At 59.3% G+C, this 18,422-nt stretch carries 16 protein-coding genes and 1 tRNA gene; 9 read left to right on the forward strand and 8 right to left on the reverse strand.

Going from position 1 to position 18,422, the window contains the following annotated elements:
* The first annotated feature begins 9 nt into the window (after window positions 1-9).
* The gene (locus JTP94_RS31045) at window positions 10-450 is read left to right on the forward strand and encodes a DUF2155 domain-containing protein (protein ID WP_204854230.1); all 441 of its coding nucleotides are present in this window, start codon (window positions 10-12) and stop codon (window positions 448-450) included.
* Window positions 451-517: 67 nt separating this feature from the next.
* Here the strand turns inward: JTP94_RS31045 and JTP94_RS31050 are convergent, their stop codons facing one another.
* From JTP94_RS31050 to JTP94_RS31075, 6 genes are all read right to left on the reverse strand, one after another.
* Window positions 518-1,069, reverse strand: a complete 552-nt coding sequence (locus JTP94_RS31050) for a DUF1062 domain-containing protein (protein ID WP_246755430.1) — start codon at window positions 1,067-1,069, stop codon at window positions 518-520.
* A gap of 435 nt (window positions 1,070-1,504) precedes the next feature.
* Complete coding sequence (gene aat / locus JTP94_RS31055; RefSeq protein WP_204854232.1) at window positions 1,505-2,134, reverse strand: leucyl/phenylalanyl-tRNA--protein transferase; 630 nt, start codon at window positions 2,132-2,134, stop codon at window positions 1,505-1,507.
* A 3-nt stretch (window positions 2,135-2,137) separates the two neighbouring features.
* Entirely contained in the window at window positions 2,138-3,490 is a 1,353-nt protein-coding gene (gene accC / locus JTP94_RS31060; protein ID WP_204854233.1) for an acetyl-CoA carboxylase biotin carboxylase subunit, read from the reverse strand.
* 4 nt (window positions 3,491-3,494) lie between these two features.
* On the reverse strand, window positions 3,495-3,956 hold the full coding sequence (gene accB, locus JTP94_RS31065; RefSeq protein WP_204854234.1) for an acetyl-CoA carboxylase biotin carboxyl carrier protein: 462 nt from the start codon (window positions 3,954-3,956) through the stop codon (window positions 3,495-3,497).
* A gap of 23 nt (window positions 3,957-3,979) precedes the next feature.
* Window positions 3,980-4,417, reverse strand: coding sequence for a type II 3-dehydroquinate dehydratase (aroQ, locus tag JTP94_RS31070; RefSeq protein WP_204854235.1), 438 nt, complete (start codon window positions 4,415-4,417; stop codon window positions 3,980-3,982).
* Between the two features lie 184 nt (window positions 4,418-4,601).
* Window positions 4,602-5,369, reverse strand: a complete 768-nt coding sequence (locus tag JTP94_RS31075) for a DsbA family protein (protein ID WP_204854236.1) — start codon at window positions 5,367-5,369, stop codon at window positions 4,602-4,604.
* 212 nt (window positions 5,370-5,581) lie between these two features.
* Between JTP94_RS31075 and JTP94_RS31080 the strand changes: the two genes are divergently transcribed.
* Window positions 5,582-6,739 carry a pyridoxal phosphate-dependent aminotransferase gene (locus tag JTP94_RS31080; protein WP_204854237.1) on the forward strand — a complete coding sequence of 386 codons (1,158 nt, stop codon included), beginning with the start codon at window positions 5,582-5,584 and terminating at the stop codon, window positions 6,737-6,739.
* 255 nt (window positions 6,740-6,994) lie between these two features.
* On the opposite strand, the gene JTP94_RS31085 is transcribed toward JTP94_RS31080, so the two are convergent.
* Entirely contained in the window at window positions 6,995-9,886 is a 2,892-nt protein-coding gene (locus tag JTP94_RS31085) for a ribonuclease E/G (RefSeq protein ID WP_204854238.1), read from the reverse strand.
* 643 nt (window positions 9,887-10,529) lie between these two features.
* Between JTP94_RS31085 and JTP94_RS31090 the strand changes: the two genes are divergently transcribed.
* The 3 genes from JTP94_RS31090 (at window position 10,530) to prfB (ending at window position 15,756) form a co-directional block, all read left to right on the forward strand.
* Window positions 10,530-11,780, forward strand: coding sequence for an N-acetylmuramoyl-L-alanine amidase (locus tag JTP94_RS31090; protein WP_409456645.1), 1,251 nt, complete (start codon window positions 10,530-10,532; stop codon window positions 11,778-11,780).
* Between the two features lie 258 nt (window positions 11,781-12,038).
* On the forward strand, window positions 12,039-14,498 hold the full coding sequence (locus tag JTP94_RS31095) for a penicillin-binding protein 1A (RefSeq protein ID WP_204854239.1): 2,460 nt from the start codon (window positions 12,039-12,041) through the stop codon (window positions 14,496-14,498).
* Window positions 14,499-14,624: 126 nt separating this feature from the next.
* A protein-coding gene (prfB, locus tag JTP94_RS31100) for a peptide chain release factor 2 (RefSeq protein ID WP_204854240.1) occupies window positions 14,625-15,756 on the forward strand; the annotation gives its coding sequence in 2 pieces (ribosomal slippage) (window positions 14,625-14,693 and window positions 14,695-15,756; 1,131 coding nt in all).
* Between the two features lie 70 nt (window positions 15,757-15,826).
* Here the strand turns inward: prfB and JTP94_RS31105 are convergent.
* Complete coding sequence (locus JTP94_RS31105; RefSeq protein WP_034507412.1) at window positions 15,827-16,600, reverse strand: NAD kinase; 774 nt, start codon at window positions 16,598-16,600, stop codon at window positions 15,827-15,829.
* Between the two features lie 168 nt (window positions 16,601-16,768).
* Here JTP94_RS31105 and JTP94_RS31110 point away from each other — a divergent pair.
* The 4 genes from JTP94_RS31110 (at window position 16,769) to JTP94_RS31125 (ending at window position 18,280) form a co-directional block, all read left to right on the forward strand.
* Window positions 16,769-16,844: transfer RNA gene (locus tag JTP94_RS31110), tRNA-Thr, on the forward strand.
* Between the two features lie 71 nt (window positions 16,845-16,915).
* Complete coding sequence (locus JTP94_RS31115) at window positions 16,916-17,074, forward strand: hypothetical protein (RefSeq protein WP_204854241.1); 159 nt, start codon at window positions 16,916-16,918, stop codon at window positions 17,072-17,074.
* An 81-nt stretch (window positions 17,075-17,155) separates the two neighbouring features.
* Entirely contained in the window at window positions 17,156-17,365 is a 210-nt protein-coding gene (locus JTP94_RS31120) for a hypothetical protein (protein ID WP_204854242.1), read from the forward strand.
* Between the two features lie 138 nt (window positions 17,366-17,503).
* Window positions 17,504-18,280 carry a hypothetical protein gene (locus tag JTP94_RS31125; protein WP_204854243.1) on the forward strand — a complete coding sequence of 259 codons (777 nt, stop codon included), beginning with the start codon at window positions 17,504-17,506 and terminating at the stop codon, window positions 18,278-18,280.
* Window positions 18,281-18,422 lie beyond the last annotated feature (142 nt).

The raw sequence follows: 18,422 nt of genomic DNA on the forward strand, positions 1-18,422 counted from the left end.
TTGCCGGATATGACGTTTTTCACGCGGAGCGCTTCTTTGCGTGTAATGGCGGGAGCAGCGATCGCTCTCTTGGCTGGCATCATTTCGCCGCCTACCGCAGAGGCGGCCCGCATCGCCAATCCCGTCGCCGTTTTCTCCGGCCTCGACAAGATCACCGGCCGCATCACGACATTCGATGTTTATATGAACGAGACCGTGCAGTTCGGCGCGTTGCAGGTGACGCCGCGGGCCTGTTACTCGCGTGACGAAACCGAACAGCAGAAGGTGGACGGTTTTGTCGAAGTTGATGAGATCACGCTGGATCGCCGCATCCGCCGCATCTTCACCGGCTGGATGTTCGCCGACAGCCCCGGCCTCAACGCGGTCGAGCATCCGATCTACGACGTCTGGCTGAAAGAGTGCAAACAGAAGTCCGACGTCCCGCCGCCGGATACCGCTGGCGCGAAGTAGTCAATCCCTGGAGAATTCGCAGCCGTGCTGGCTTGTCCGCAGGAGCATCGCTCCCGCGGACGATTTGCTATTTTGCTTTCGGATTTGAGGCTGCCTCGCCGATCGCATCGCGATCATCTTCATCACACAGATCGATGACGATGCGCATGCCGGCCTTGATGCGATGACGTAGAACGTCGCTGCGGTCCGGATGACCTCTCAGCTTGCCGCAGCCATGCAGCACCTTGAGCCTGGATCTCGAAATGGCCAGCTCGGACGCAAGCAGGCGATCGAGGCGAAGGTTTAAGGCGAACACGCTCGCAAGCTCGATTTCCAGTGTTGTCCAGCTCGCTTTCCCCTGTGCTACTTCCTTCCGGACAATGGCGTCAGGCGATTCATCGATGCACAGCGCCTTGCGCTTCAGTCCGTCGAGATCGAATTCCTGAAGTCGTACCCATTCCGGATCGTTGCCTTGCAAAGCTTCCAGGGTGGCAGGGCTGAGATCACGAATGGTCCGCCGCTCGAAGAGCGTCCGATTCCACGTCTTCTCGCAATCGGAGCATTTGTAGACGAGCCAGGCATCAAGCCTTTTGCCATTGGCATTGAGCCTGATCTTGCCGCTCGATTTGAAGGGTTTCAAGCATCCGCAGCCGCTGCAGGCGATCCATGGCTGGGGTGCGGTCTGAGGATAGATGGTCCATCGGACCCGGAGAATATTGCACATACCGTCTTGGTCTTCCGTCTGGAAGTTCACCAAGCTGATGGCGGGACAAGCCCTTTACGGGCACGGTATGGCGATGTTGCGGGACGGCTTGAAGAGCTGAGACAGCAATGGCTGCGCTGGGCGCGTTGTGACAATGCCAAACCGGTCTCAGACCACCACCCGATGAACATGAACATGCATCGGACGGCGATACGCTTCCCTCATGCATGGGGTGAAACTGGATGAGACCGGTATTTACGACGGCAAAGTGGAACCTCTATGCACCAACACTCTTCGCGTCGAGCGATAGCAAATAACAACCGAAATTTGAAGTCTTCGGCGCACGAATACCCTCGATACGCTCCGCGGGGCTTAGCTCGGATCGTTTGAGAAGCTCAGATTGGGTGATTCCATCGCCTTTTCGAGCATTTTCGCATAATCGTCCTTCGGTACGTCGATCGCGCCAAACGTCTTCAGGTGCTCGGTCGTGAACTGCGTGTCGAGCAGTGTGAAGCCCCGTTGCCGCAGGCGCTCGACCAGATGGACGAGGCAGATCTTCGAAGCGTCGGTGCGGCGGGAGAACATGCTCTCACCGAAGAAGGCGGACCCCAGCGAGACCCCGTAAAGCCCACCGACCAGTTGGTCGTCCTCCCAAGCCTCGACCGAATGCGCATGGCCGATATGGTGCAGCGTCGAATAGAGCGCACGGATGGTCTGGTTGATCCAGGTGCTGGGACGACCGCTCGTCTGTTCGGCGCAGGCGGCGATGACGGCCTCGAAATCCGTGTTGAAGCGGATATCAAACGGCCGGTGGCGGATGGTCTTCGCCAGGCTCTTCGAGACATGAAAGGTATCGAGCGGCAAGACACCGCGAATTTCCGGCTCGACCCAGAAGATCTCCGGGTCGTCGGCCGATTCGGCCATCGGGAAGAGCCCGATGGAATAGGCGCGCAACAAAATCTCCGGGGTAACGCCGGGACGTCTGCTGCGCGTTCCTGGCACGGCTTAGGCCGATGTCTTGGCCAGGTAGTCTTCCAGCCAATGGATATCGTAGTCGCCGTTGGCGATATCCTGGTTGGAAACCAGATCCTGGAACAGCGGCAGGGTGGTCTTGATACCGTCGACCACGAATTCGTCGAGCGCGCGGCGCAGGCGCATCATGCATTCGACGCGGGTGCGGCCGTGCACGATCAGCTTGCCGATCAGGCTGTCGTAGTACGGCGGGATCTTGTAGCCCTGATAGGCGCCCGAATCGATACGCACGCCAAGCCCGCCGGGCGCATGGAAATGCGTGATCGTGCCGGGTGAGGGGATGAAGGTGCGCGCGTCCTCGGCATTGATGCGGCATTCGATGGCGTGGCCATGGAAATGCACTTCATCCTGCGTCACCGAAAGACCGCCGCCGGAGGCGACGCGGATCTGTTCGTGCACGAGGTCGATGCCGGTGATGGCCTCCGTCACCGGATGCTCCACCTGCAGGCGGGTGTTCATTTCGATGAAATAGAACTCGCCGTTCTCATACAGGAACTCGATCGTGCCGGCGCCGCGATACTTCAGCTTCATCATGGCGTCGGCGCAGATCTGGCCGATCTTCATGCGCTGTTCGACATTGAGCGCCGGGGAATTGGCTTCTTCCCAGACCTTCTGGTGGCGGCGCTGCAGCGAGCAGTCGCGTTCGCCGAGATGCACGGCATTGCCTTCGCCGTCGCCGAACACCTGAACTTCGATATGGCGCGGCTTGCCGAGGTATTTTTCCATATAGACAGAATCATTGCCGAAGGCAGCGCCCGCTTCCGTGCGCGCCGTCGACCATGCTTCGACCAGATCCGCTTCCGTGCGCGCCACCTTCATGCCGCGACCGCCGCCGCCGGCGGTTGCCTTGATGAGCACCGGATAGCCGATCTCGCGCGCCGTCTTCAGCGCGTCTGCCTCGGTCTTCACTTCACCATCGGAACCGGGGACGACCGGGATGCCGAGCTGCAGAGCGGTGGTCTTGGCGGTGATCTTGTCGCCCATGATGCGGATATGATCCGCCGTCGGACCGATGAAGGTGATGCCATGCGCCTCGAGGATGTCGGCGAACTTGGCATTTTCCGACAGGAAGCCATAGCCGGGATGCACGGCGTCGGCGCCGGTGATCTCACAGGCGGCAACGATCTGGTGGATGTTGAGATAGCTTTCGCGCGACGGCGGTGGGCCGATGCAAACGCTCTCATCCGCAAGCCGTACATGCATCGCATCGGCATCGGCGGTGGAATGAACCGCCACGGTAGCAATGCCGAGTTCCTTGCAGGCGCGCAGCACCCGCAGGGCGATCTCTCCGCGATTGGCTATGAGAATCTTCGAAATCATGGGCATGGGCTTACTCGATGACGACAAGAGGTTCGCCGTACTCGACCGGGCGTCCGTCCTGAACGACGATTTCGGTGACCGTACCGGATTTAGGCGCAGGGATCTGGTTCATCGTCTTCATAGCTTCGATGATCAGCAGCGTCTGGCCTTCCTTGACGACCGAGCCGACCTCAATGAAGGCGGCCGAGCCCGGGGCCGGCGCCAGATAGGCGGTGCCGACCATGGGCGCGCTGACGACGCTATCGGGATTGCGCACCTTGCCTGCGGGTGCGGCGGCCGCAGCGGGAGCAGCGGCTGCTGCATAAGCAGGTGCTGCGATCGGCGCCTGAACATACTGCGGCGTGCCGGCGCGAGACACACGAATGCGCAGATCTTCCTGCTCGACTTCGATCTCGGTCAGATCCGTCTCGTTGAGAATATTGGCGAGGTCGCGAATGAGCGCCTGGTCGATACCCGATTTCTTTTCAGCCATGGATTTCTTGCCCTGTATTTTTGTTATTGGGTGATGGATTTCAGCGCGTGCAGCGCCAGGATGTAACTATAAGGTCCGAAACCGCAGATCATGCCCTTGGCAGCGGGCGCGATCATCGATTTGTGTCGAAATTCTTCTCGCGCGTGGATGTTGGAGATATGCACCTCCACCACGGGAATGGAAATGGCGCGGATCGCATCGTGCAGCGCGATCGACGTATGGCCATAGGCGCCGGGATTGATCGCGACGCCGGCGGCGGTATCGCCGGCTTCATGCATCCAGTCGACCAGCACGCCTTCATGATTGCTCTGGCGGAAATCGATGATGAAGCCCAGGCTTTCGCCCGCGGACTTGCAGTCTGCTTCGATATCCTTGAGCGTCTTGCCGCCATAGATGCCCGGCTCGCGCTTGCCGAGAGCGTTCAAATTGGGTCCGTTGAGGACAAAAATAGTTTGCGCCATCAGAGGTTCCGTCAAAGTGCAGCGCAACCTATAGACTCCCGAGGCCTTGTAGGAAAGCCCCGGAGCGTAGGTTGCGCGTCTCTAGGTGTGGAAACGCCGCGATTTTGGCAATTTTGAGCCCTGTCGAAATCCACGTGGTTTCGATGGTGCCTCAAATGCAGCGCGCGACGCGGAGATGTTGTTATCAGCAGGTGGTCTTGCCGCAGCTGCGGACATTGGCAATCTTCTGCTGAATGGCCTCGAGCCCGATTGCGCCGGAAATGGTTTCGTTGCCAATGACATAGGCGGGCGTGCCCGTGACGTTGAGATCGGTGGCAAGCTGGTAGGTCGCCTTGATCATATCGTTGTTCGGGCTCTTTGCCATTTCCGCGCGGATGGCCGCTTCATTGACGCCGAGCGAGGCGGCAACCTCAATGGCGCTGTCCTCCGATGCACGGCCGTCGCTGCTCAGCAGCGCATGATGGAACTCGGCGTATTTTTCAGGCGCAAGCTTGCGGAATGCATCGGAAACCCGCGACGCGGCAACCGAATCCGCCCCGAGGATCGGGAATTCCTTCAGGACGAAACGCACGTCCTTGTCCTGCTTCAGCAGCGTGTCCATGTCGCCGAGCGCATGCCGGCAATAGGTGCAGTTGTAATCGAAGAACTCCACGACGGTGATGCTGCCCTTCGGATTGCCGATCGCGATATCATCCTTGGAGTTGAAGATCGCGTCCTTGTTCTGGGCGATCACCTGGGACGACTGGGCGAGGCGGGCTGCGTCCTGCTTCTTCTCGAGCGCTGCCTGCGCATCCAGCAAGACTTCCGGATGTTCGACGAGGTATTCCTTGATGAATTCCCCGATTTCCTTTTTCTGCTGATCGTCCAGCGCGGCGGCGGGCTGGATTGTGGCGAAGGACGCTGTGAGGGCAATCGCCGCAACCGTCAGCAGGCTTTTGAAAGAAAAGGTCATTGGGTCCTCGTTTGGATCTATGCGGAGACTTCATTCTCGGATGCGGCATAGCATCGTCGGGCTAACTTCCGCAAATACGGATCAGCAACTTACGGCGCAAGCTTACTTCCAGAAACAGGAATTTTCGCGACAAAGCCGCAATCGCGGGATTGTGAATGAACCGTTATTGCGGCAAATGTCGCACGGCGATCCGATCCGAGAGAGAATTGATCTTGTTTTCCCTATCCAAGCGCAGCGATGTCGAACCCTTCCACGCCATGGATGTACTGGCCGAGGCGACGCTTCGGCGTCAGGCCGGGCATCCGGTCATCTCGATGGCCGTCGGCCAGCCGTCCCATCCGGCGCCCCAGGCGGCACTTGAGGCGGCGCGTGCAGCCCTCGGCCACGGCCGCATCGGCTATACGGACGCACTCGGGACGCTGGCGCTGCGCCAGGCGCTCTCCGCGCACTACCAGGCCCGTCACGGCTTGTCGGTCGATCCGAAGCGCATCGCCATCACCACCGGCTCGTCGGCCGGCTTCAATCTTGCCTTCCTGACCTTGTTCGATGCCGGCGACAGCGTCGCCATCGCTCGCCCTGGCTATCCCGCCTATCGCAATATCCTCGCGGCATTGGGGCTCGATGTCATCGAGGTGCCGGTGACCGAGGAGACGCAGTTCACGCTGACGCCGGAAAGCCTGGAGACGGCACAGGCGGTGAGCGGCAAGCGGTTGAAGGGCGTGCTGCTTGCAAGCCCCGCCAATCCCACAGGCACTGTCACGGGCAGGGCGGCGCTGAAGGCGCTCGCCGATTATTGCGCTGATCGTTCCATCGCCTTCATTTCCGACGAGATCTATCACGGTCTCACCTTCGTCGGCGAAGAGACGAGTGCGCTGGAACTGACTGACGAAGCGATCGTCATCAATTCCTTCTCGAAATATTACTGCATGACCGGCTGGCGCATCGGCTGGATGGTCTTGCCGGAGCGGTTGGTGCGCCCCATCGAGCGTGTTGCCCAGAGCCTATATATCTCCGCGCCGGAACTGTCCCAGATCGCCGCCGAGGCAGCGCTTGGCGCAGGCGCCGAACTCGATGTCTATCGCGAAAGCTATGGGCGCAACCGCGATTTCCTGATGCGGCGGCTGCCCGAAATCGGCTTCCGTATCGCTTCTCCGATGGATGGCGCTTTCTACGCCTACGTCGATGTCAGCCGCTTCACCAATGACAGCATGATCTTCGCCCCCAAGATGCTCGCCGAAATCAACGTCGCGGCCACGCCCGGTCTCGATTTCGACCCGGCCGACGGGCATCGCGCGATGCGGATCTCCTACGCCGGCTCCAATGCAGAGATCGAGGAGGCGGTGGAACGCATCGCGGCCTGGCTGAAATAGAATCTGATATCAGTGGCTTATGATGGATTTTGAAGGTACTTTAGGAAGTCCTTGAATCAAGCCGTGAGGAGCAGGAGCAGCGCCATTTGGGCCGCTCGCCCTTCGACGCACCTCACCCTGAGCTTGTCGAAGAGCGAGGGTGGGTTCGGGAAACGAATGCTCCGTTTGCGGCACTCTTTCCGCTCCTCAAAACAAAAAAACGGCCGTGTCACCACGGCCGGTTTTTTTTGATCAATTCATTCCAAACAGCAGTGCTCAGAAGAAACCGCGGCGCTGCCACCAACCAGCCTTCTTCGGCTTGGTCGGATCGCCGTCACCGTCGCTGCCCTCGTTGGTGCGGGTGGATTTGACCACCGGCTCGGAGGACGAGACGTTCGACTCGCGATTGGCGCGTGCCGGCTTGGCCACGGCTGTTTCGGGTTCCGCCGCAGCTACCGGTTCTGGTTCTACGGGGCTGTCGAGATCAGCGGCAATTTCGGCGACCGTCTCGGCTTCGGTATCAGTTGCAGGTGCCGCTTCGGCGACCGGTGCTTCGACCGGCGATGCTTCCGCCTTCGGCTTGCGACGGCTGCGGCTCTTGGCGGGCTTCACGTCTTCGGTGACGACGGACGCCGTCTCGACGGCAGCCATGGCGGGCTGGCCTTCGACGGCTGCTTCGCCTTCGGCAACGACGATTTCGGCAACGGTCACAGCGACATCGCTTTCGCCGTCATCCTCATTATCAGCGCCTTCGTCGGAACCGGCCTCGTCGCCGGCAGCCAATTCATTGCCCTCGCCATCGCGATTGCGGCGACCGCCACGCTTGCCGCGGCGGCGGCGCTTGCGCTTCTGCTGCGCATCGTCGCTGCCGGATACGGCGGAGATTTCGGTGTCGCCGCCGTTGTCGTCTTCGTCGCCTTCATCCCCGTCCTCATCGCCATCTTCCGTAGAGGTGTCGGCGGATGATTCGGAGGCTGTCTGGGCATCGCCGCTACGGCCGCGACGACGGCGACGACGCTTGCGCTTGCGGTTGCCGTCATTGTTTTCGGAAGAGCGGGCGGCGGGCTGCTGCTCGACGCTTGCAGCCTTTTCTTCCAGCTCCTCGTCTTCATCCTCATCGGCCTCGATGACGATATCGTCGTCATCATCCTCCGGAATGGCGGCGAAGTTGAAAAGGCTCTCGATCTTCACCGGATTGGCCACCGGCTCACCGCGGTCAATCGCGAAGTGCTGTGTGCCCACGGCATTATCGGCGCCGATGACGATCGAAACGCCGAAGCGGCTTTCGTAATCGGTGATTGTCTGGCGCTTGTGATTGAGCAGGTAAAGCGCAATGTCCGGCGTCGTCCGCACGATGATGTCGTGCGTCGTGTTCTTGAGCAGGTATTCCTCGATGCCGCGCAGGACATGCAGCGCGACGGAGGACTGCGAGCGCACATGGCCGGTGCCGCCGCAATGCGAGCAGATCTGCGTGGTGCTTTCGAGAACCGATGCGCGGATGCGCTGGCGCGACATTTCCAGCAGGCCGAAATGCGAGATGCGGCCGACCTGGATGCGGGCGCGGTCGTTCTTCAGGCATTCCTTCAGCTTCTTCTCGACGGCGCGATTGTTGCGCTTTTCTTCCATGTCGATGAAGTCGATGACGATCAGGCCGGCAAGGTCGCGCAGACGAAGCTGACGGGCGACTTCATCGGCGGCCTCGAGGTTCGTCTGAAGCGCAGTGTCCTCGATCGAATGTTCGCGGGTCGAGCGGCCGGAGTTGACGTCGATCGAAACCAGAGCTTCCGTCTGGTTCATGATCAGGTAGCCGCCGGACTTCAGCGTGACCTGCGGCTGCAGCATGCGGTCGAGCTGCGCCTCGATGCCAGAGCGCGAGAAGATCGGATGGATGTCGCGATAGGGCTGAACCACCTTGGCGTGGCTCGGCATCAGCATCTTCATGAAGTCTTTCGCTTCACGATAGCCTTCCTCGCCGGAGACGATGACTTCGCTGATATCCTTGTTGTAGAGGTCGCGGATCGAGCGCTTGATCAGGCTGCCTTCTTCATAGACGAGGCAGGGGGCGGTCGAAGCGAGCGTCAGCGTGCGGACGTTTTCCCACAGGCGCATCAGATATTCGAAGTCGCGCTTGACCTCGACCTTGGTGCGGTTGGCACCGGCGGTACGCAGGATGACACCCATGCCCAACGGCACTTCGAGTAGCTTCGCGATTTCCTTGAGACGCTTGCGGTCCTGCGGATTGGTGATCTTGCGGGAGATGCCGCCGCCGCGTGCCGTGTTCGGCATCAGAACCGAATAACGGCCTGCGAGCGAGAGATAGGTGGTCAGCGCCGCGCCCTTGTTGCCGCGTTCTTCCTTGGCAACCTGCACCAGCAGGATCTGCCGGCGCTTAATGACTTCCTGAATACGGTACTGCTTGCGCGGCTTGCGCTGCACGCGGTCCGGAACCTCTTCCATCGCGTCTTCGGCGCCGACGGATTCGATCACTTCCTCTTCGTGGTCGTGATCATCATCGTCGTCATCGTCGTTGCGGCGCTTGGAAAGGTCGACATTTTCGGAGATCGAATCAGTTTCGACCATCGCGGCCATTTCGCCGGACGGGCCTTCCTCTTCTTCGCTCGGCGCGTCGACGGCGGCCGTTGCCTCGTCGGACGGAGCGGTCGCGACCGGCTTCTTGCGGCTGCGGCGAGGCCTGGCCTTCTTTGCCGGAGCCTCTCCCTCAGGGGTAGCGATTGCTTCGGCGGCAGGGGCTTCTTCGGCGATCGCGGCAGGCGCAGCGTCGTCGTCGCCGTCCTTCGCAAGGATGCCGACATCCGGCTGCTCCTGCTGGGAGAGGTCGAGCGCCGTTTCCACATGCTCGACATCGTCGTCGCGGCGATGTTCCTCTGCTTCCGCCCTCAGCAGCGCTTGCCGGTCGGCGAGGGGGATCTGGTAATAATCAGGGTGAATTTCGGCGAAGGCGAGGAAGCCATGCCGATTGCCGCCGTAATCAACGAATGCGGCCTGAAGCGAGGGCTCGACCCTCGTTACTTTTGCGAGATAGATGTTGCCGCGTATCTGCTTCTTGTGCTGCGACTCGAAGTCAAATTCTTCTATGCGGTTCCCGCGAACGACAACGACGCGCGTCTCTTCCTCGTGAGACGCATCGATAAGCATTTTGTCTGCCATGAAAGCTGTGCTCCTCGGCGCGGGCAACCGGATGGGGGCCTGCCTGTCGCTGGGACAAGCCGGACGCGATCCGCCGTTGCTGCACCGGATAATGAAAGTCGCGATTGGTTGTGCGGCGATGACAGCATCCAGACGGCAGCCGGGGCATTACTTCCCTGGGGTCTGTTCACTTCCTGAAAAAGCTGCTGCGGTAACATCCGTAACCAAGCGAGATCAACTATGCCTTAGACCCAACCGGGTCCGATGAATTTGCTCTCTAAAGAGCGTTTGGTGGCTCTCCACCGATGAATTTCCCACCTGAGGCCGAAAATTCAGATATCCACTGTTGGAGCAGAAGCTCTTGTAGACGGCGGATGACTGCCGCTTATGGCGCCTAGTACTCGAGGCGGCTGCCTTTGCGGCGACTCTATCCCGTCAACACTTCTACCCTAATATGCGTTGTATGTTTTATCTGTCACAATAGCAAGGGAAAAGCCAAGTATGCCATAATATTGATGGATTCGTCGGATGAGGAGAATGAGGGAGGGCGTCTTCCGATTCTTCTCCCGGCGCATCGCCAGGCGGCGGCCATCACGTCAGACCTGGTTCCCATTATTGGGACTTCAAAAACAACGTCGAAACCAATATGGGGCGCGTTGGACACGTGTTAAAGGGATTGCGGCATGCGGCGGAGACTGGCGTGAGGGCTTTGCGACTTGCGGTGGCGACTTTCGCCCTCATGATGCTTGCAGCGCTTTTGCCGTTCGCGGCGGCGAATGCGACGGCCGATTCCTTGCTGGCGTACGGTGCACGTATCGCAGGCGACGATGCCCGCACGCGCATCGTGATCGATATGGATCGCGAGCCGACCTTCTCGGTTCATTATCTCGACAATCCGGTTCGCGTCGTCGTCGATCTCCCGGCGACTGCCTTCGGTTTTCCGGCTGCGGATCTGAAGGCTACCGGTCTCTTCAAGGACATTCGTTACGGCACGATGGACGCAGACAGCGCCCGAATCGTTCTGACGGCGAAAAAGCCCGTGAAGCTGGTCATGGCCAAGGTGCAGGCCAACGAAAGCGGCAAGGGGAGCCGCCTCGTGCTCGATGCCGAAATGCTGCCCGCCGAGCAATTCGCCGAACTCGTGAAAAAGCAGAGCTGGACGAGCGATGATACCGCAAAGGATGTCGGCCCGGTCGAACCGGCTGAAAAGGCCGATCCGAATACCTTCCTTGTGGCTGTCGATGCCGGTCACGGCGGCATCGACGCCGGCGCGACCGGCAGCGATGGCGTCACGCAGGAAAAGGACATCACGCTCGCCTTTGCAAAGATGTTCGCCGACAAGCTGAATGCCCAGCCCGGGATCAAGGCGTTTCTGGTACGCGACAAGGATCAGTATCTGTCGCTGTCGGAACGAGTGACCATCGCCCGCCAGAATCACGCCTCGCTTTTCATTTCCCTTCATGCCGACACGCTCAAGCAGAAGGATATTCGCGGCGCGACTGTTTATACGATCTCCGACAAGGCTTCGGACAGGCTCGCCGGCGAAGTGGCCGACCGCGAAAACAATTCCGATCAGATCGCCGCCGCTGACACACAGGCTCAGCCGGCCGCCGTTACCGACATCCTGATGGACTTGACCCGGCGGGAGACGCAGGCCTTCTCCATTTCACTGGCTCAGGATGTGCTGTCGTCCTTCAATGGACAGGTCTCGATGATCAACAATCCGCATCGCCACGCGGGCTTCCGCGTGCTGCAGGCGCCGGATGTTCCGTCCATTCTGCTTGAACTGGGGTTTCTCTCCAATAAGGACGACGAGAAATTGCTGCTTGATCTCGACTGGCGGCAAAGGGTAGCCGATCGGCTGACGGAAGCCGTGAAGCAATATCGCGTGTCGATCATCGCGAATGGTGGCTAACCGCGTCATGGATCCGGTCGTGCGTGGCTTCCATGTAACAGCTGCTATTATTAGCACCTAATGAAACTGGGAATACCGGAGGCAAGCCCTATTTTGCTCACATTCCCGCCTTTACAGCGAAGTATTATCTGCTCACGAACGACGCACGGCTTTGTCTCATTGCCGTCTTGCATTAACACCGTGAGCGTGCAAAACGCCCCTGGTTATGCGATGATCTCGCAGACGTGCCGCATGAAGAACAAGCACCGGTAGTATCACATGGTCAGACTGATTGGATATTTCTTTGGGCTGGGCTGCCTCCTGTTTCTGGGTGCGGCTGCGGCTGCGGCTATCTATCTGAGCGTCGTTTCCAAGGAACTTCCCGACTACGAAGTGCTTGCGAAATATGCGCCGCCGGTGACCACCCGCATTCATGCCGGTAACGGCGCGCTGATGAAGGAATATTCGCGGGAAAATCGGCTGTTTATTCCGATCCAGGCCATTCCTGACCGCGTCAAGGCCGCCTTCCTCTCCGCTGAAGACAAGAATTTCTATAATCATCCCGGCGTCGACGTCGGCGGCCTGGCACGCGCCGTTGTGGTGAACCTGCAGAACATCGGCTCCGGCCGCCGCTTCGTCGGAGCGTCGACGATCACGCAGCAGGTCGCCAAGAATTTCCTGCTATCCGCTGACCAGACCTTCGACCGCAAGATCAAGGAAGCGATTCTCTCGTTCCGCATCGAGCAGGCCTATAGCAAGGACAAGATCCTCGAGCTCTACCTCAACGAGATCTACTTCGGTCTCAATTCCTATGGCATCGCCGGCGCTTCGCTCACCTATTTCGATAAGTCCGTCAACGAGCTGACCATCGCCGAAACGGCCTATCTCGCGTCGCTTCCCAAGGGTCCTTCCAACTATAATCCGTTCCGCCGTCCCGAGGCAGCGATCACCCGCCGCAATTGGGTGATCGACCGCATGGTGGAGAATGGTTATGTCAGCCAGAGCGATGGCGAGGAGGCCAAGAAGCAGCCGCTCGGCGTCGTACCGCCAAAGAGCGGTCCGTCGCTGTTTGCCTCGGACTATTTTGCCGAAGAAGTACGTCGGCAATTGATCGACCAATATGGCGAAAAGACCCTTTATGAAGGCGGTCTCTCGGTTCGCACCTCGCTCGATCCGCAGATGCAGCTCGAAGCGCGCAAGGCTTTGCAGGATGGTCTCGTCGATTATGACGAGCGCCGCGGCTATCGCGGCCCGATCAAGCAGATCACGACGTCGCAGGATTGGGGCGTTGAGCTCGCCAAGGTCCCGACCTTGAGCGACGTTCCCGAATGGCAGGTCGCCGTCGTGCTCTCCGTGTCCGATCAGGCCGTTGACATCGGCTTGCAGCCGAGCGTCGATGCTGGCGGCAAGGTTTCGACGGATCGCACGCGTGGCACGATCGCCGCTGCCGACATGCGCTGGGCTTTCCGCTCGGCCGGCGGCAAGGCAGTGAAATCACCCAGCGGCGTGCTGAACCCGGGCGATGTGATTTTCGTGCAGAAAACCGGTGGTGCCGATTCCAGCACCTATCGCTTGCGTCAGCCGCCGAAGGTGCAGGGTGGCCTGGTTGTCATGGATCCGCATACGGGCCGCGTGCTCGCCATGGTCGGCGGCTTCTCTTACGCGCAATCCGAGTTCAACCGCGCAACCCAGGCAAAGCGCCAGCCGGGTTCGTCGTTCAAGCCCTTCGTCTACGCAGCGGCGATGGACAACGGCTATACGCCGGCCTCGGTCATTCTCGATGATCCGCTGCAGATCACGCTCAGCAATGGCGATGTCTGGAAGCCTACGAACTATGAAGGCGAGGGCGGAGGCGTTCACACGCTGCGCTTCGCCATCGAACATTCCCGTAACCTGATGACGGTTCGTCTCGCCGCCGACATGGGCATGCCGCTGGTTGCCGAGTATGCCGAACGCTTCGGGATCTACGACCATATGAATCCGGTGCTCGCCATGTCGCTGGGCGCCGGCGAAACGACAGTGCTGCGTATGGTTTCGGCCTATTCGGTCATTGCCAATGGCGGCAAGCAGATCAAGCCGACACTGATCGACCGCATTCAGGACCGCTACGGCAAGACCATCTTCAAACATGAAGAGCGCGTCTGCGACAGCTGCAATGTCAGCGGCTGGCAGAATCAGGACGAACCCGTGATCGCCGACAATCGCGAGCAGGTGCTCGATCCGATGACCGCCTATCAGGTCACGTCGATGATGCAGGGCGTCGTCATTCGCGGCACGGCGGCTGGCAAGATCAAGCTCAACACCGATGTCGCCGGCAAGACTGGCACGACCAATGATGAAAAGGATTCCTGGTTCGTCGGCTTCACGCCGAGTCTCGTTGCCGGCCTCTACATCGGCTACGATACTCCGGCCACGCTGGGCAGGGGTGGCACGGGCGGCGCTCTCGCCGCGCCGATCTTCAACGAATTCATGCAGGCTGCCACGAAAGATGAGGCGCCGGAGAAATTCCAGGTTCCGGCTGGCATGACAATGATGGCGGTCAATCGCGCGACCGGCATGGCGGCAGAACCAGGCGATCCGAGCGCCATCATGGAAGCCTTCAAGCCCGGCACCGGGCCGGCCACGAGCTTGACGGTCATCGGCGGCGGCGATGCTGCGCAGGTTGCGCCGGAGGAAATTCTGAGGACGTCGCCGCAGGCGAACCAGGCTGTTACCTCCGGATCGGGCGGCCTCTTCTGATCCCATCCTATTTGTCCGATCATCATGCCGCGGGGCTTTACACTCGCGGCATGTATATCTATGTCACCAGCATTCTTTGAATTGAACAACGGTTCACATCGAACCGCCGAATAAAGAAGCAGGATTATGCGAGCGGAAATCGAGAAAATAGTCGACGAAACCAAGCAGGCCATAAGCCTGCTGAGGAGGCATCTTTGACTGGGACCAGGCGGTAAGACGACTGGACTGGTTGAACAACAAATCAGAGGATCCAACCCTCTGGAACGATGCTGCCGAAGCGCAGAAACTGATGCGCGAGCGCCAGCATCTCGATGATGGCATCAGCGGCGTACGCGCCCTCGAAGCGCAGCTTAACGACAATATCGAACTGATCGAGCTTGGCGAGGAAGAGGGCGATGATGACGTCGTCCGCGAGGCCGAAGAGGCTCTCAAGAGCCTGAAGGCGGAAGCTGCGCGCCGGCAGGTAGAGGCTATGCTCTCGGGCGAAGCCGATTCCAACGATACCTATGTCGAAGTCCATTCGGGCGCCGGCGGCACCGAGAGCCAGGACTGGGCGAACATGCTGCTGCGCATGTACACCCGCTGGGCCGAACGCCAACGTTTCAAGGTGGAGCTGCTCGAAGTCCATGACGGCGAAGAAGCCGGCATCAAGTCGGCAACGCTTCTGGTCAAGGGCCACAATGCCTATGGTTGGCTGAAGACCGAATCGGGCGTTCACCGCCTGGTCCGCATCTCGCCCTATGACAGCAATGCGCGTCGTCACACGTCCTTCTCGTCGATCTGGATCTATCCGGTCGTCGACGACTCGATCCAGATCGATATCAATGAAGGCGATTGCCGCATCGATACCTACCGTTCGTCCGGCGCCGGCGGCCAGCACGTCAACACGACCGACTCGGCCGTGCGTATCACGCACATCCCGACCGGCATCGTCGTGCAGTGCCAGCAGGAACGCTCGCAGCACAAGAACCGCGCCAAGGCGTGGGACATGCTGCGCGCCCGTATGTACGAGGCGGAATTGATGAAGCGGGAAGAGGCGGCCAGCGCCGAAGCTGCGTCAAAGACCGATATCGGCTGGGGCCACCAGATCCGCTCCTACGTCCTGCAGCCCTACCAGCTCGTCAAGGACCTGCGTACTGGCGTTACCAGCACCGCTCCGGACGACGTGCTCGACGGCGATCTCAACGAGTTCATGGAAGCAGCACTCGCCCACCGCATCAGCGGTGCGGCCGATGCGGCCGTGGACGACGTGGATTAAGATCAGGACTTGTTCGATCAATAAAAAGCCCCGGAAACGGGGCTTTTTTCATGCCGGCATCCGATGAGCTTCAGTCCGAAAACTGTTCGGCCAGTATCCGCTCGGACCATGAGCGATCCGGATCGGAGAGGATGCGCGCGGTCGTGTCCTCGGTCTGGGCGATTCGCACGCTCAGTACCGACTTGACCTCCGCATTGTCGGCAACGGCGTTAACCGGTCTTTTTTCCGGCTCCAGCACGGTGATGTCGATCGACACCTTGTTCGGCAAGAGGGCGCCACGCCAGCGGCGGGGGCGGAAGGCGCTGACGGGGGTCATGGCAAGCAGCGGCGCTTCCAGCGGAAGAATCGGGCCGTGCGCCGAAAGATTGTAGGCTGTCGAGCCGGCAGGCGTCGTCACCATCAAGCCGTCGCAGATCAGTTCCGGCAGGCGCACATGCCCGTCGATCTCGACCTTGAGCTTTGCCGCCTGATAGGATTGGCGAAACAACGACACCTCGTTGATGGCAAGCGCGATCGAGGTGCTGCCATCCTCGTTACGGGTGCTCATCTGCAGCGGATGAAAAGCATTTTCGACAGCTGCATCAATGCGCTCCGCCAGGCAATCCGTGCGGTAGTCGTTCATCAGGAAGCCGATGGAGCCGCGATTCATGCCATAGACACGCTTGCCGGAATTCATCGTCTTGTGCAGCGTCTGCAGCATGAAGCCGTCGCCGCCGAGCGCCACAACGATATCCGCCTCCTGCTGCGGCGTCTGGCCGTAGAGGCGAATCAGCTCTTCCTGTGCCTCCAGTGCTTCCGGCGCAGGCGAGGCGAGAAAACAAACAGATTGAAAACTACGCGACATGCAATGTCCTTTTAATGATCGTACTAGGTAATGATATTCCCCCTATGCGACAAGACGTTTTGTAAAGACTGGTGAATCCCCAACCCGCTCTTGTGCGCGGGATCATGAAGAAGGCGGCCGATTTTCTCTTTACAGGAAATCAAAATCTGCTACTTGGCATGCCGATGTGCCCTTGTAGCTCAGTTGGTAGAGCACCTGATTTGTAATCAGGGGGTCCCGGGTTCGAACCCTGGCGGGGGCACCATCATGATCGTGAGTTCCCTGATCTTTTGGCAATCCTCTGAAATTTACGACTAATTTTGCGACGCGCGACTTTTGAAAAGATCGCATGAAAGTCGCACGACCTACCATTTGCCGATCGCCATCTTGCCGCGCCGGGGGATCCGCGGCGCCGCCAAGGGCATCAAGTCCGATTTCATCGTCTTCAACGAGCACGGCAAGGCGCCGTTTAATGCCGGTTTCTATTCCCATTAGCTGCTGGACGTCCGCAAAGCGGCAGCCGCCAGCCTGCCGGACGCGCTGGACAATCCCACGGTCGCGCCGATGCCGAGCTTGATGACGATCACCAATCAGGATTTTCGCGACACGGCCGTGACCTGGCTTGCCCGCGCCGGCGCCACCATCCCCGAGATCTGCGCCATCACCGGCTACAGTTTCAAGACCGCCAACGAGATCCTCAAACACTACCTCGCGCTCGACGAAGAGATGGCCGACACCGCGATCGACAAGCTCACCATCTGGTACGAGAAGGAGCGAGCACAATAAGCTGGCGCTGTATTGTAATATCCAAGCACTGAGCGCTCGCCGCTCAGCAACTGAAACCTAGCGCTGCAAATTGAGATATTTTCGGTAAAACTAATTCAGTATATGCTATATTTCGCGCTTTCTTCGGGGGAAGGGACAATGGCAAACGGTGAGCAGTTTGGAAGCGGCCCAGGCACGACTAATTCCGCGATGCCGTTACCGCGTTACGTGCGGTTTGCAATAGGCGGTGCTGGTGGCCTTCTGCCGGTTCTGGCATTGCTCGTGAGCGCTGACATCGACGCAATCCAAAAGGTTTATGATAACCATTTGTGGACAACAGGGCTTTGTATCGGCTGGGGAATACGGACGATTGCGCTGTTTGTTTTAGGCGGCCTCATGGCGCTTTTAAACTCTGATATCATCAAACCATTTGCGTTGGTCCAGATTGGCATAGCAGCGCCGGCTCTGGTTGCCTCCTATGCAAGCGGAAACGCACTGATGGATGCAAGGGATGCGAAACCCGCCATTGTCGCGCCCGGTCAAACAAGTACAATTGAACAGCTATTTTTTTCAACTGCCTATGGAGCCAACAACAATCAACGAGCGCAGCCCCAAGTCGAGGTCGCCGGCTTTTTCAACGATGTAAGTAGAGGGCTGACGCCGGGTTTTGCTCTTCCCCGTCGGGATGTTCCCGCTAATAAGCCGGTTGACCTTCCATCGGTCCTTCCAACTCTACCGCCGCCTCAGAACGTCCCGACACAGGCTCCGACAGAGGTGGATTTCAGCATAGTAAGAGTTGCTGATGGCGTATGCTTACAGGCGCACTATCCTTCCGACAAGTTAGCCGCACTGCAAGCGTATTATCCTCCGCCAATATATCGGATCCAATTCGGACCTTGTGAACACAATGACAGCTCCGGAGGGACGAGCAATTGACGTTCGGACGGACATCAAAGGCTATTCGGGTCCGCCAAGTTCGATGCTTGTTGTTCTTGCTGCTTAAAAAATCCAATCGAGCGTAAAGTCTCCAGGATCATGCATTTCGACTGCGAAGGAATCTTTAATTATTTGAAAACAT

The sequence above is a fragment of the Martinezella lusitana genome (genome assembly GCF_016901135.1).
Classification (GTDB): Bacteria; Pseudomonadota; Alphaproteobacteria; order Rhizobiales; family Rhizobiaceae; genus Rhizobium; species Rhizobium lusitanum_D.